The 12,741-nt window shown below is 68.1% G+C and carries 16 protein-coding genes; 13 read left to right on the top strand and 3 right to left on the bottom strand.

What is annotated here, in order from left to right; genetic code table 11:
* The first annotated feature begins 1 nt into the window (after position 1).
* Positions 2-541: an endonuclease V gene (locus DBV14_RS10475; RefSeq protein WP_260396953.1), complete on the top strand. Its 540-nt coding sequence runs from the start codon at positions 2-4 to the stop codon at positions 539-541.
* A gap of 23 nt (positions 542-564) precedes the next feature.
* Here DBV14_RS10475 and DBV14_RS10470 read toward each other — a convergent pair whose 3' ends face one another.
* Positions 565-1,479, bottom strand: coding sequence for a LysR family transcriptional regulator (locus DBV14_RS10470; protein WP_124459124.1), 915 nt, complete (start codon positions 1,477-1,479; stop codon positions 565-567).
* Between the two features lie 132 nt (positions 1,480-1,611).
* On the opposite strand from DBV14_RS10470, the gene DBV14_RS10465 reads away from it, so the two are divergent.
* The 7 genes from DBV14_RS10465 to DBV14_RS10435 all read left to right on the top strand — a co-directional run bounded on the left by DBV14_RS10465 (position 1,612) and on the right by DBV14_RS10435 (position 6,635).
* The gene (locus tag DBV14_RS10465; protein WP_124459123.1) at positions 1,612-2,601 is read left to right on the top strand and encodes a 2Fe-2S iron-sulfur cluster-binding protein; all 990 of its coding nucleotides are present in this window, start codon (positions 1,612-1,614) and stop codon (positions 2,599-2,601) included.
* 27 nt (positions 2,602-2,628) lie between these two features.
* Entirely contained in the window at positions 2,629-3,888 is a 1,260-nt protein-coding gene (locus DBV14_RS10460; RefSeq protein ID WP_124459122.1) for an aromatic ring-hydroxylating dioxygenase subunit alpha, read from the top strand.
* A complete protein-coding gene (locus DBV14_RS10455; RefSeq protein ID WP_124459121.1) occupies positions 3,885-4,364 on the top strand; it encodes an aromatic-ring-hydroxylating dioxygenase subunit beta in 480 nt (159 codons plus the stop codon). The genes DBV14_RS10460 and DBV14_RS10455 overlap by 4 nt, the downstream gene beginning before the upstream one ends.
* A gap of 3 nt (positions 4,365-4,367) precedes the next feature.
* The gene (locus tag DBV14_RS10450; protein WP_124459120.1) at positions 4,368-4,736 is read left to right on the top strand and encodes a chorismate mutase; all 369 of its coding nucleotides are present in this window, start codon (positions 4,368-4,370) and stop codon (positions 4,734-4,736) included.
* Positions 4,733-5,707, top strand: a complete 975-nt coding sequence (locus tag DBV14_RS10445; protein WP_260396901.1) for a tripartite tricarboxylate transporter substrate binding protein — start codon at positions 4,733-4,735, stop codon at positions 5,705-5,707. The genes DBV14_RS10450 and DBV14_RS10445 overlap by 4 nt, the downstream gene beginning before the upstream one ends.
* A 23-nt stretch (positions 5,708-5,730) precedes the next feature.
* Entirely contained in the window at positions 5,731-6,051 is a 321-nt protein-coding gene (locus DBV14_RS10440; protein ID WP_093239606.1) for a non-heme iron oxygenase ferredoxin subunit, read from the top strand.
* A 101-nt stretch (positions 6,052-6,152) separates the two neighbouring features.
* A complete protein-coding gene (locus DBV14_RS10435) occupies positions 6,153-6,635 on the top strand; it encodes a RidA family protein (RefSeq protein WP_124459119.1) in 483 nt (160 codons plus the stop codon).
* A gap of 17 nt (positions 6,636-6,652) precedes the next feature.
* Here the strand turns inward: DBV14_RS10435 and DBV14_RS10430 are convergent, their stop codons facing one another.
* On the bottom strand, positions 6,653-7,165 hold the full coding sequence (locus DBV14_RS10430) for a DinB family protein (protein WP_124459118.1): 513 nt from the start codon (positions 7,163-7,165) through the stop codon (positions 6,653-6,655).
* A gap of 99 nt (positions 7,166-7,264) precedes the next feature.
* Positions 7,265-8,347 (bottom strand): DUF72 domain-containing protein, encoded by a 1,083-nt coding sequence (locus DBV14_RS10425; protein WP_124459117.1) that lies wholly within the window; start codon positions 8,345-8,347, stop codon positions 7,265-7,267.
* Between the two features lie 62 nt (positions 8,348-8,409).
* Here DBV14_RS10425 and DBV14_RS10420 point away from each other — a divergent pair, with 62 nt between their 5' ends.
* From DBV14_RS10420 to DBV14_RS10400, 5 genes are all read left to right on the top strand, one after another.
* On the top strand, positions 8,410-9,906 hold the full coding sequence (locus tag DBV14_RS10420) for a sensor histidine kinase (protein WP_124459116.1): 1,497 nt from the start codon (positions 8,410-8,412) through the stop codon (positions 9,904-9,906).
* Positions 9,903-10,568 carry a response regulator transcription factor gene (locus DBV14_RS10415; protein WP_124459115.1) on the top strand — a complete coding sequence of 222 codons (666 nt, stop codon included), beginning with the start codon at positions 9,903-9,905 and terminating at the stop codon, positions 10,566-10,568. The genes DBV14_RS10420 and DBV14_RS10415 overlap by 4 nt, the downstream gene beginning before the upstream one ends.
* A 145-nt stretch (positions 10,569-10,713) precedes the next feature.
* A complete protein-coding gene (locus DBV14_RS10410; protein WP_124459114.1) occupies positions 10,714-11,214 on the top strand; it encodes a heme-binding protein in 501 nt (166 codons plus the stop codon).
* On the top strand, positions 11,214-11,915 hold the full coding sequence (locus DBV14_RS10405; RefSeq protein ID WP_124459113.1) for an ankyrin repeat domain-containing protein: 702 nt from the start codon (positions 11,214-11,216) through the stop codon (positions 11,913-11,915). Before DBV14_RS10410 ends, DBV14_RS10405 begins: the two co-directional genes overlap by 1 nt.
* Before the next feature lie 44 nt (positions 11,916-11,959).
* A complete protein-coding gene (locus DBV14_RS10400; RefSeq protein ID WP_124459112.1) occupies positions 11,960-12,604 on the top strand; it encodes an FMN-binding negative transcriptional regulator in 645 nt (214 codons plus the stop codon).
* The last annotated feature ends 137 nt before the right edge of the window (positions 12,605-12,741 follow it).

Genomic DNA, 12,741 nt, shown 5'->3' with positions numbered 1-12,741 from the left:
CATGACCCCGCCGCTGATCGCCTGCCTGGACGTGGACTACCGCGGCGACACGGCGGTGGCTGCCGCCATCTGGTTTCGCGGATGGGCGGCGGAGCGCGAAGAGGCGCACGCCGTCGCGGGCTTCAGCGGCATCGCGCCGTACGAGCCCGGCGAGTTCTATCGTCGCGAGCTGCCGTGCCTGCTCGGCGTGCTGCGCGCGGGGCCGGCCGCCGACATCGTCGTGGTGGACGGCTATGTGTCGCTGGGACAGGGGCGCGCGGGTCTGGGCGCGCATCTGTTCGAGGCGCTCGATCGCAAGATGCCCGTGGTCGGTGTCGCGAAGACGGCATACCGCAGCGCGCCCGAAGCCATCGAACTGCGGCGTGGACAGAGTGGCTCGCCGTTGTTCGTTACCGCCGTCGGCATCGATGCGGCCCTGGCCGCGCAAGAGGTGAAACGCATGCACGGCCCGTATCGCGTGCCGACGCTGTTGCGCAACGTCGATCAGCGTGCGCGCACGGCCATGCCGGATCGCTTCGAACCGACGTCGGGCACCTCGTAGCGGCGCAGCTGTTCATCAGCCGCTCAGCCGCCGTCCGCGAAGTTGTCGAACAGCAATCCGCGCAGCCACTGGTTGCCCGGGTCGCGGTGCACCTTGGCGTGCCAGAACAGGTTGATCGCAATCTGCGGCAGCGCCACCGGGTGAGGGCGCCACACCAACCCGAACGGTTCGGCGATGCTCTGTGCCAGCCGCTCGGGCACCGTGGCGATCATTCCGCTCGAACGCAGGATGTGGCCGATGGCCACGAAGTGCGGCACCTTGAGCCGGATATGCCGGTGGATGCCCTGCGCCGCCATCACGTCGTCGGCCTTGCCATGGCCGGTGCCGGCGGCCTGCACCAGCACATGGTCGGCCGCGCTGAAGTCTTTCAGCGACACGCTGCGCTTGCGCGCCAGCGGGTGGGTGCCCGAGAACAGGCACACGTAGCGCTGCAGGAACAGCCGGCGCTGGAACACGCCCGCCTTGAGCTGCGGCAAGAGGCCGATGGCGATGTCGACGTGGCCGGCCTCCAGCTCGTCGCGCAGGTTGGTCGCGGTGTTGTTGCGCAGCGTGCTGATGGTCACGCCCGGCGCCGTTTGCGAAAGCGCTTCCATCAGCTTGGGCGTGAAGTAGATCTCGCCGATGTCGGTCATGGCCAGCGTGAAGCTGCGCGTGCTGGTGGCGGGGTCGAACACCACCTGCTGGTTGAGCGCCGTGTGCAACGCACCCATGGCATAGGCCACCGGCTCGGCCAGTTGCAGCGCGAAGGGCGTGGGCTCCATGCCGCGGGCCGTGCGCAGGAACAGTTCGTCGCCCAGCAGCTTGCGCAGGCGCGCCAGCGCATTGCTGATGGCGGGCTGCGAAAGCCCGAGCGATTCGGCCACCGCCGACACCCGCTTCTCGGCCAGCATGCGGTCGAACACCAGCAGCAGGTTGAGGTCGATGTCCTTCAGTTGCATGGCGCCATACCTTTATTCATGCCAGTGATGGAGAGCATTCACCGGATTCTATTGGTCAATCTGCGGCGTCCGCGCATCATCCAGCCCCAGAGACGAGCCGGCCATGACGCTGGCGCAACGAGAGCCCCGACGATGGACCTGCACATTCAACCCCTTGCCCGCACCCTCGAGGTCCGCCCCGGCGCGAACCTGCTCGAAGTGCTGCGCGAGCACCATGTGCCGGTGTCGTACAGCTGCATGTCGGGGCGCTGCGGTACCTGCCGCTGCAAGGTGGTGTCGGGCCAGGTGCTCGACGGCGGGCAGGACGCCATCCGGCCCGACGGGCAGGGCGAGCGCTATGTGCTGGCGTGCCAGAGCACGCTGACCGAAAGCTGCACCATCGAGATTCCCGAGCCCGACGAGGTGGTGGTGCACCCCGCGCGCATCCTGAAGGCCACAGTCACCGGCATCGACGTGCTCACGCACGACATCCGCCGCCTGCGGCTCAAGCCGAACAAGCCGCTGGAGTTTTCTCCGGGCCAGTACGCGCAATTGCAGTTCGCTCCCGACCAGGCGCGGCCGTACTCCATGGCCGGCCTGAGCCGCGACGCGGAGCTCGAATTCCACGTGCGCCGGGTGCCCGGCGGCCGCGTGACGGCGCACATCTTCGAACAGCTGCGCGTGGGTGACTCGGTGCGGGTGAGTGGTCCGCTGGGCACCGCGTACCTGCGCACGAAGCACCGAGGGCCGATGCTCTGCGCCGCCGGTGGCACGGGGCTCGCACCGATTCTTTCCATCGTGCGCGGCGCCATCGCCGCGGGGCTGACGCAGCCGATTCACCTGTACCTTGGCGTGCGTTCCGATGCCGACGTGTACGGCCTGCAGGAGTTGCGCGAGTTGCAGGCCCGGCACGCGGGCCTGAAGGTGCGCGTCGTGGTCGTGACCGGCCCGGCGCGCGACGGCCAGCGGCTGGGGCTCATCACCGATGCGATCCGCGCCGACTGGCCCGGCAACCTCGACGGCTGGCGCGCGTACCTCTGCGGCTCGCCGCCGATGGTCGAGGCCGTGACGCAGCTGGTGCGCGGCCGCGGCCTCGCACCCGAGCAGACCCATGCCGATGCCTTCTACCTGCAAGGCACCTGAAGAAATCAAGAGACAAGGAGACCCGCGATGACCACGCAAGCCGTGTTCCCCATCGAGCTTCGATGGGAGAACGAAAAGACCAGCCGCATTCCCTTCATGGCCTACACCGACGAGGCCCTGCACAAGAAGGAGCTGCAGCGCTTCTTCTATGAAAAGCACTGGTGCTACGTTGGCCTGGAAGCCGAGATTCCGAACCCGGGCGATTTCAAGCGCACCGCCGTCGGCGAGCGCTCGGTCATCATGTCGCGCGACGAGGCGGGCGAGATCCACGTCTTCGAGAACGTCTGCGCCCACCGCGGCATGCAGTTCTGCCGCGAGCGCCACGGCAACAAGAAAGAGTTCGTCTGCCCTTACCACCAGTGGAACTACACGCTCAAGGGCGACCTGCAGGGCGTGCCGTTCCGCCGTGGCGTCAAGCAGGACGGCAAGGTGCACGGCGGCATGCCCGCCGACTTCAAGACCGAGGACAACGGGCTGAACAAGCTCAAGGTGGCGTCGCGCGGCGGCGTGGTGTTCGCGTCGTTCGACCACGGCATCGAGTCTTTCGAAGACTTTCTGGGGCCCGATATTCTTCGCTATTTCGACCGCCTGTTCGATGGCCGCAAGCTCACCATCCTGGGCTACAGCCGCCAGCGCATTCCGGGCAACTGGAAGCTGATGCAGGAGAACATCAAGGACCCGTACCACCCGGGCCTGCTGCACACCTGGTTCGTGACCTTCGGGCTCTGGCGCGCCGACAACAAGTCGGAGCTGAAGATGGACGAGCGTGGCCGCCATGCCGCGATGATTTCCACGCGCGGCAGCGCCGGCAAGGCCGCGCAGGTCACGCAGGTGTCCAGCTTCAAGGAGAGCATGCAGCTGAAAGACCCGCGCTTTCTGGACATCGTGCCCGAGCCCTGGTGGGACGGGCCGACCGCGGTGATGATGACGCTGTTCCCCAGCCTCATCCTGCAGCAGCAGGTCAACAGCGTATCGACGCGCCACATCCAGCCGGTGGGCCACGACGCCTTCGATTTCGTCTGGACGCACTTCGGCTTCGAGGACGACACCGAGGAAATGACGCAGCGCCGCCTGCGCCAGGCCAACCTGTTCGGCCCCGCGGGCTTTGTCTCGGCCGACGACGGCGAAGTCATCGAGTTCTCGCAGGAAGGTTTCGAGCAGAAGCCCTACCACCGCACGCTGGCCGAACTGGGCGGGCGCGAAGTCGAGAACACCGACCACATGGTGACCGAGACGCTGATTCGCGGCATGTACCGCTACTGGCGCGAAGTGATGGAGGCCGCATGACGCTCGATGCAAATGCCTACCTCGAACTGGCCCGCCTGTATGCGGCCTATGCGCACGCGGTCGATTCCGGCCAATGGGATCTGTGGCCCGCATTCTTCACCGAGGAATGCAGCTACCGGCTGCAGCCGCGCGAGAACCACGAACGCAACCTGCCGCTGGCCACGCTGTCGTTCGAGAGCCGCGGCATGCTCGAAGACCGCGTGTACGGCATCAAGGAGACGCTGTTCCACGACCCGTACTACCAGCGCCACGTGGTCGGCCTGCCGGTGGTGCATTCGGTGGACGCCGACGGCGCGATGCACAGCGAAGCCAACTACGCGGTGTTTCGCACCAAGCTCGACGGGCCGTCCACCGTGTTCAATGTCGGTCGCTACATCGACAAGGTCGTGCCCACGCCCGAAGGCCTGAAGTTCGCTTCGCGCCTGTGCGTGTTCGACAGTGAAATGATCCCGAATTCCATCATCTATCCCATCTGAGCCATGCAAGAAAAAGAACCTGAGACCCACGGCGCGCCATTGCGGCGCTTTGTCGATCCCGGCTACAAGCCGCTGTGCAACAACCTCGCCGAGGTGCGCGAGAACATCGATGCGCTCGACCGCAAGATCGTTGCGCTGCTGGCCGAGCGCGGCCGCTACGTGAAAGACGCCGCGCGCTTCAAGCGCGATGCCTTCCAGGTGTCGGCGCCGCAGCGCCAGCAGGAAGTGATCGACAAGGTGCGGGCGCTGGCCGAGAAGGAGGGCGCCTACCCGGAAGTGGTCGAGGCCGCGTACCGCGCGCTCATCGCGGGTTTCATCGCGCGCGAGCAGCAGGACCACCTGGGCATGGTCGACGTGGAGGCCCAGCCATGAACACGGTTCGCATGCTCCCGCTTGCCGCCGCCGCGCTCTTCGCAATGGCCGGTGCCCATGCGCAACAGGAATGGCCGCAGCGCCCTGTGCGCATCGTCGTGCCGTTCGCGGCCGGGTCGTCGCCCGACATCCTGGCGCGCATCGTCAACGACAAGCTCTCGGCCCGAATCGGCCAGCCGCTGATCGTCGACAACAAGCCCGGCGCGGGCGGCAATACCGGCACTGACCAGGCCTCGAAGTCGGCGCCCGACGGCTACACCTTCCTGCTGTCGGTGAACGCGCCGCTGGTCTACAACACCATCCTCTACAAGAACCTGCCGTACGACCCGTTCAAGGACCTGGTGCCGGTGTCGCTGGCCGCGACCACGCCCAACGTGTGCGCGGTCTCGAATTCGATGAACGTCGATTCGGTCAAGGGCTGGCTGGCGGCCATGAAGCAGAACCCCGGCAAGTACAACTTCGCGTCTACCGGCAGCGGGTCGATCTCGCACCTGGGCGTGGAGCTCATCAAGCTCAAGACCCAGTCGTTCGCGGTGCACATTCCGTATGCATCGTCGGGCCAGGCGGTCACGGCCATCATCCAGGGCGACGTGCACTACGCCTGCCTGCCTCCCGTCACGGTGATGCCGCAGGCCAAGGCCGGGCGGCTCAAGGCGCTGGCCGTTACCTCGGCCGAGCGTTCGGCGCTGTTGCCCGACCTGCCCACCCTGCGCGAATCGGGCCTGCCCGACATCCAGGCCGTGCCGTGGTTCGCCTACATGGCGCCCAAGGGCACGCCGCCCGACGTCGTGCAGCGCATGAGCCGCGAGATTGCCGCCGTGCTGAAAGATCCCGAGACCCAGAAGCGCCTGCAGACCGCGTATTTCGATGGCGTGGGCAGCACGCCCGAGGCGCTGGGCAAGTTCATGGGCGAGGAATTGCGCCGCTGGAAACCGGTGATCGAACGCGCGGGCCTCAAGGCCGACAACTGAGCGAACACGAAGGGGCCAACAATATGAGCACGATGACCTGGGTCGACGCCGCGGCGGTCGATGACGTTCCCGCCGACGACGTGGTGGGCATCGAGGTGCAGGGCAGGGACATCGCCCTGTACGGCACCGAAGACGGCATTCACGCGACCGACAACATCTGCACGCACGGCCACGCCCGGCTGTGCGATGGCTTCCTGGAAGGCCACGAGATCGAGTGCCCGCTGCATCAGGGCCGCTTCGACGTGCGCAACGGCAAGGCGATGTGCGCGCCGCTCACCGAAGACCTGCGCAGCTACCCGGTGAAGATCGAAGGCGGCCGCGTCTTTCTTGCGTTCGAGGCCTGAGCCGCCGGTCGGCCATCTGTTCTGCCTCGGGGCAACGCTATCTGTATCTGTTTTCCGGCGAGGCCCGTGGCGACAATGAGGCTCCCTTACATGGAAGCCATATGACAGAGCAAAGCCGCGACCGGATCGCCGACCTCATCGCCTCGGAACTGGGCCACAGTTTCGAGGGCGACATCATTGCGGGCGGACACTATGTGCCCCTGGTGCGCGACGGCCGCACCGTGTACCTCAGCGGACAGGTGCCGCGTGTGGGCACCACGGTGGTCGTCACCGGCCGCGTCGGCGACCAGGTGTCGCTGGCCAAGGCGCAAGAGGGCGCGCAGATCTGCGCACTGCGCAGCCTGGCATTGCTGCGGCGCGCGCTGGGCTCGCTCGATGCGGTCGAAAAGGTGTTGCGCGTCGGTGTGTTCGTGCAATGCACGGCCGACTTCACGCAGCAGAGCGAAGTGGCCGATGCGGCATCCGACCTGCTGCACCGCGTGTTCGGCGACGCCGGCGTGCACGTGCGCACGGCGGTGGGCGTCTATGCGCTGCCGAAGAACGCGACCGTCGAGGTCGAGATGACGGTGGTCGCCAAGGACTGAAAGGCCAGTTGGCCGGCCTACGCCTCCTGCAGCCGGCGCGAAGGCTCCGCCTGGTGCAGGTACACGGCGAAGGTGTCCCACGGCAGCGTGACGGACTGCTGCCGCATGAGCCGTCCGATTTCGCCCCGGTGGTAGCCGCCGTGCGTGACGACGTGCGCCAGCATTTCTTCGCGCGACATGAAGCCCTTGTCGCCATCGGTGAAGTCGAAGGGCAGGCGCTCGGCGAGCAGCGCCGGCGTCAGCGTTTCCACATACCGCAGGTACCAGCGGTCTAGCTTTCCCATGGCGGCGCGAAGCTCTTGCAGCGTCGGCGTTTCCGCCGTGTTGTCCGAAGAAAATTCGTGCTTCATGCCGACGAGGTGCGCCGCGAAGATCTGGTCGACCACGTGGCAATGGTTCATGAGCCGGATGGCCGCGTGCCGGGCCTCCTTGTCGCGCTCCGCATCGAAGCCTTCCATGCGTTCGAGCAACTCGTCGTTGGCCCAGGCCCGGTAGCTGAAAAGGGTGTGAAGCAAGGCTGGCGCGCTCATGACGGGGGTGTCCTTGGGGTCGTAGGGAAAAGTCATGCTACGTGAATAGGATTTCCTGTCTACCCCTGCGCGCCGATGCGAAGGCCTGCCAGAGCCCGTCTAGTGTTGCGGCAGCTCCACGATGTCACGCGCCAGCGAAGCGATGGTCAGCGGTGCGCAGCCTTCGGCGTTGTTGCTGACGGTGACGAAGGCGTTCTGCCCGGCGCGCGTGGTGCCGGCGATCACCTTGGCCAGCGCCGCGCGCGTTTCCGGGTCGGGGTCGATCACCTTGTCGAAAGGCCCGTAGAGTTTTTCCGCGTCTTCGTAGCCGAAGCGGCCGTGGCGGCGGTGCAGGTTCCAGCGGCACACCAGCGGGCCGGGCCACAGCGCGCGCAGCATCGGCAACTGGTCTTCTATCGGCGGCATCTTGGCGTGCAGGCCCATGCAGAAGGTGGCGCCCACGCTGCGCAGCATGTCGGCGAAGGCGGGGCACAGCAACTGCGGGTCGCGCACCTCGACGGCGACCACCGCATCGGGCGCGACCGACCTCAGGTCGGGCAGCGATTCGAGCATGGCGGCAATGCGCGCCAGCAGCGCGGGCTGGTCGGCCAGCAGGTGGCCGGGGATCGGGCTCAGCTGGAACACCAGCACGCCGATGCGATGGCCCAGCCCTTCGAGGGCGGGCAACACAAACTCCTGCCGCGCGATCTCGCTGCTCAGGAACACCGGGTTGGCCTGCATGCCACGGCCGCTTTCGTCGCGCACGGTGGCGTCGGTCACGAGGCTCGGCGCCTTCACCACGAAGCGGAAGTCGTCCGGCACCATGGCGGCGTAGCGCGCGTACTGGCTCGCGGTAAGTGCGCGGTAGAAGTTGCGGTCCAGGCTCACGGTGCGAAAGAGCGGGTGCTTCGCCAGCGCGGCAAGCCCGTTCTTCGACAGCACGCTCTCGGCGTATTCGCCGTCCCACACCAGGTTGGCCCAGCCGGGGTAGCTCCACGACGAGGTGCCGAGCCGCAACCGCGGAGGCAGCGCGGCGGCCAGTTCGACCAGTGCCGGATCGGTCGGCGCGGCCTCGACCGTGCCGGTGCGCGATTTTTTCTTCACCGCCGGTTCGGCCGCGCCATCGAGGGGCGGCGGCGAAGCCGCGGGCGCCTCTTGCGGGCGCGGAAGATCGGGGAAAAGGGAGTCCTGCACTTCAGCCATGTCTGGGTCCGCATTCTCGGCCAACATCGAAGGGCCCCGCGGTGCCGGGCACAATCCGCGCCATGAAACAGTGGTTGCGTACGCGGGGTGGTTGGTGGCTGGCCTGGCTGGCCCTTACGGCCGTGGGCGCGGTGTGGCTGGCGCGTGCCCAGCTCGTGCAGCTGCAGCAAGACTTCGAGACCGACGGGCGCATTGCCCACCGCCTCATGAGCCAGCAGGTGGTGCAGTACGACGCCGTGCTGGCCACGCTCGCATTGCTCGAGCCCAGCACCGGCGCGGACCATCCCGAGCAGCGGTTGCCGTCGGTGTATTCGTCGATCCTGCGCGTGCTGCGGCGCGAGCGCGACGAGCCCTGGCCCGATGAAAAGCAGGCCGCCGCATTGGCCGCGGCCGAAGCGCGCTCGCGCAGCCAGCACCGTGCCGAACTGGCCACGGTGGACCTGGCGCATGGCCGCTACCAACTGGTGATGGGCGCCACGCCATTCAGCTACGCGCTCGAAATCGACCTGGCCGGTTCCGTGCCGTGGCGCGACTGGCCGATGAATCCGCAGCAAAGCCCGGTGCGCGTGACGCTGCAGCGCGACGGCCAGCAACTGGTGCTGCAACCGGGCCGGCCATCGGCGAACGGCTGGCGCTTCGAACTGAGCAAGGCGCTGGCGTCGCCGAGCCAGCCTTTCGAGCTCGTGGCCGAACGGCATGTGGGGTGGGGCGAGCTGCCGTGGCGCGGCATCGGCGGCTGGGCCGTGGCCATGGCGCTGCTGCTGGGCGGGCTGTGGGCCGCGCAGCGCCAGCGCATCGCGCGGCGCCGCGCCGAAGAGCTGCTGCGGCTCGGCCAGGTCGCGCGGCTCAATGCGCTGGGCGAACTGTCCGCCGGCCTGGCGCACGAACTCAACCAGCCGCTCACCGCGGTGCTGGCCAATGCACAGGCCGCGCGCCGCCTGCTCGACGACGACCCGCCCGACCTTGCCACCGCGCGCGAAGCGATGGGCCAGGCCGTCGAGCAGGCGCGCCGCGCGGCCGGCGTGGTGGGGCGCCTGCGCCGCGTGATCGAACGGCCCGAGGCCGGCGGCGATGCGAAGCCGCTGGTGCTGCAGGACGTGGTGCGCAGCGCCATGCACCTGCTGGCGCCCGAGTTCACGCGGCATGCGGTCGCCACCCAGTTCGATGCCACGGCCCAGGCACCGGTGCGTGTGCAGGCCGAGGCCGTGGCGCTGGAGCAGATCGTGCACAACCTGCTGATGAATGCGCTGCAGGCGCTCGACCTGGTGCCCGCCGCCGAGCGCCGCCTGGTGGTGGCGGTCGGCCGCAATGGCCAGGAAGGCGTGCTGACCGTGACCGACAACGGACGCGGCATCGCACCCGAGGCTTTGCCGCGCCTGTTCGAGCCCTTCTTCAGCACGCGCGAAGGCGGCCTGGGCCTTGGCCTGAGCCTCAGCGAAACGCTGGCCAGCGGCATGGGCGGCAGCCTGGGCGCGGCCAATGTCGCTCCGCGCGGCGCACGCTTCACGCTGCTGCTGCCCCTGGTGGCGCCGGCCAGTTCCATGGAGCGCCCGTCATGAGCACGCCAGGCCCCCACCAACCCAACCAGCCCAGCCCACCCAACCAGCCGCTGTCGCCGCTGATCCACCTGATCGACGACGACCAGGCGGTGCGCGAAAGCCTGTCGCTGCTGATCGGCACGGTCGGCCTGCGGGTGCAAAGCTGGGCCGATCCGCAAGCCTTCATCGACGGCTTCGACCGTGCGAGCGTCGGCGCCATCGTGCTCGACGTGCGCATGCCCGGCATCAGCGGGCTCACGGTGCTCGACCGGCTGGTGGCGCAGGGCGTCGACCAGCCGGTGATCATGCTCACGGGCCATGGCACGGTCGAGATGTGCCGCCGCGCCTTCAAGGCCGGCGCGGCCGAGTTCCTCGAAAAGCCGGTGGACGACGAGCAGTTGCTCGAAGCCTTGCAGCAGGCCGTGCGGCAGCACGTGCGCACGCGCGAGCGCTCGCAGGCCGACAACGCCGCGCGCGAGCAGGTCGCACAGCTGTCGGAGCGCGAGCGCGAGGTGCTGGCCTTCATCGTGCAGGGCCTGACCAACAAGGAGATCGCGCGCACGCTCGCGCTGTCGCCGCGCACGGTCGAGACGCACCGCGCCAACCTGTTCGCCAAGCTCGACTGCGACTCGCTGGCGCAACTGATCCGGCGCTACGCGGTGCTGGTCGACAGCCGCGGCTGAACCCGAAGGAAGAGGGCGCTCCGTAGAACTACGGAGTGCCGGGCGTAGCCGTACGAATGGCCTTCGCGCACGGCGTTTTCTACAGTGGCGCAGCGGTCGGCAACAGCCGGCGCACTCACCCTGCATCCACTGGAGAAACCAAACAATGCACTCGATCCTTCGCCTCGGCGGCCTCGCCGTTCTGCTCGCCGCATCCGCCGCCCAGGCCCAGTCGCCCGCACCGGCCGTTCGCACCGAAAAGAACATCTCGCTCGCGCTGGCCAACCAGATCGCGGCCGAAACCGTGGCCGCTTGCGCAGCCAACGGCTACAACGTGGCGGCCACCGTGGTCGACCGCGCCGGCACCGTGCGTGCCGTGCAGCGCGCCGACAACGCCGGCCCGCACACGCTGGCATCGAGCGAGCGCAAGGCCTGGACCTCGGCCTCGGCCAAGAGCCCCACGCAAGCCATGATGGAAGGCGCACAGAAGAACCCGGGCGCGGCCAACCTGGTCTACCTGCCGGGCTTCCTGCTGCTGGGCGGCGGCGTGCCGATCAAGTCGGGCAACGAAGTGATCGGCGCCGTGGGCGTGGGCGGTGCGCCGGGCGGCCACCTCGACGAGCAGTGCGCCAACGCCGCACTCGAGAAGGTCAAGGGCCAGCTCTGATGATGGCGCGCGGTACCTGGACGGCGGCCGTGTTGGCGGTGGCGCTCGGGTTGGGCGCCTCGGCCGGCGTGTCCGCGCAGGTGCCGCCGCTGGCGGCCGAGGTGCTGGCCTACGAAGGGCTGCACCGGGCCGCCTGGCACGGCGACTTGCCGAAGCTGAAAAGCCTGATCGCCTCGGGCGCCAACCTCGATGCACGCGACCCGCGCGGCCGCACGGCGCTGCATGTCGCCACCTACGCAAGGCAGCGCGACGCGGTGAAGCTGCTGGCCAAGGCCGGCGCCAATCTCGACCTGCTCGAAGACGACCGCTACGACGCCGTGACCATCGCATCGGTGGCCGACGACGTGGCCACGCTCACGCTGCTGCTGTCGCTCGGCGCCAACGCCGGCCAGACCACGAGCCGCTACGACGGCACCGCATTGATCGCCGCCGCGCACCTGGGACACGACGAGGTGGTGCGCCGCCTGATCGCGGCCGGCGCGCCGCTCGACCACGTCAACAACCTGCACTGGACGGCGACCATCGAGTCGATCGTGCTCGGCGACGGCGGCCCGCGCCACCAGCGCACGCTGGCCGCGCTGATCGAAGCCGGTGCCAGCCTGAAGCTGGCCGACCGCCAGGGCAACACGCCGCTGCAGCTGGCCAAGGCCCGCGGCTATACCGCGATGGTCAGGCAACTGGAGGCCGCGCACGCAAGATAGCGCGGCTCGGGGACAATCGGGTTCCGCCACGAGGAACCCGCCCCATGTACATGCCTCCGCAGTTCAATGCCAAGGACCCGGCCATCGCGCTGGAACTGATGCGCTCGCACCCGTTCGCGAGCCTGATCTCGAACGACGAAGACGGCTTGCCGTTCGTCACGCACCTGCCGCTGGTGGCGGAGCGGCGAGAGGGCGACGAGCTGGTGTTGTGGGGCCATTGCGCCAAGCCGAATCCGCATTGGCGCTACCTGCAGGCACGGCCGAAAGCGGTCGCGACTTTTCTCGGCCCGCATTCGTACCTGTCGCCCGCTGTCTACCCTGACCTGGCGCGGGTGCCGACCTGGAATTACCTGGCGGTGCATTGCACGGTCGAGGCCCGGCTGATCGAGGAGCCGGTGGCGAAAGACGTGTTGCTGAAGAAGCTCATCGGCGACCACGAGCCTGGCTATGCGCAGCAGTGGCGCGACCTGGGCGAGGAATTCCAGCTGAAGATGCTGGCGGGCATCGTCGGCTTCGAGTTGCGCGTCACGGCACTGCAATGCAAGGTGAAGCTGAACCAGCACCGCCGCGAATCCCATGCAGCCATGCGCGCGGTGTACGGCGCGGGTACGCCGGACGAGCAGGCCCTGGCCGTGTGGATGGACCGCCTTGGCATGAACGCTGAGGCGCCTGTCGAGGGCGCCAGGTGATCGCTCGGCCTTCTGTTCGTTGCTGGGTGCTTTCTGGGGCTGCTGTCGTTGTTCAGGGCTACGCCCGCGCCGACGGTGTGCTCTGCTCCGCGAATGTCCCCCGCTTCGCTCCTCCTTTATTTCGCTGCGCAGAGCAC

This window comes from Variovorax sp. KBW07 (assembly GCF_003852515.1).
In the GTDB taxonomy this organism is placed as follows: domain Bacteria; phylum Pseudomonadota; class Gammaproteobacteria; order Burkholderiales; family Burkholderiaceae_C; genus Variovorax.
The sequence above is the reverse complement of the archived record's forward strand: the minus strand, read 5'-3'. Positions and strand labels throughout refer to the sequence as shown.